The sequence below is a fragment of the Kluyvera intermedia genome (assembly GCF_021440345.1).
GTDB classification, from domain to species: domain Bacteria; phylum Pseudomonadota; class Gammaproteobacteria; order Enterobacterales; family Enterobacteriaceae; genus Kluyvera; species Kluyvera intermedia_A.
This window is the reverse complement of the sequence record NZ_JAKCNS010000183.1, coordinates 1-597: the sequence shown is the minus strand read 5'-3', so window position 1 is coordinate 597 and position 597 is coordinate 1. Positions and strand designations below refer to the sequence as shown.

At 32.2% G+C, this 597-nt stretch carries 1 pseudogene; it reads right to left on the bottom strand.

Annotated elements, in window-relative coordinates:
• Nucleotides 1-597, bottom strand: a pseudogene (locus tag LZ634_RS22610) (capsule biosynthesis protein CapC); the annotation flags it as partial.

Genomic DNA, 597 nt, shown 5'->3' with positions numbered 1-597 from the left:
CAAGAGTAAATCATGATAATTATCTAGTGTTGTTTTCTCTGAATTAAAGTCATTAGCACAAAATGAGTGTGGCGCATTTTCGATAGTTTTATTTTTACTTAGAGCTTTATAGTAACTTTTAGCTGCTGATGATCGTATATTAAAGTAGTAACAAACATCTCGAGATGGAAATGATTTCCCATGTATATAAGCCAACCACGGAACCATGCAAGTTGCAACATTTATATCTTCGTTGGTTCTAAATCTATTATTAAGAAAACCATGAATATCATCATGATATTTATCCCATGCAAGTTCAAACATACTTTTCTTTAATGGTATATAGGTATGAACAAGGGGACTATCAAAGTTAAACTGGTAATCTCTAGCAAGAAGTAACTTCACGTTTAAAGATGCCGATAATGTTGGTGTTTCAACACCTCTCTCTTTCATAAAGTTTAAGCTTTTATTAGATAAAAACAGTGAAGAAATACCATTACTTTTGAAAAAATGTGAGGCTTCGAGCGGTCTGGCTGCAAAAACATCATCATTAAAATAAATAAAATTCTCCGTAAGACCTGGAATTTTATGCAGATGAGCTTCAATAACATGTGAGTT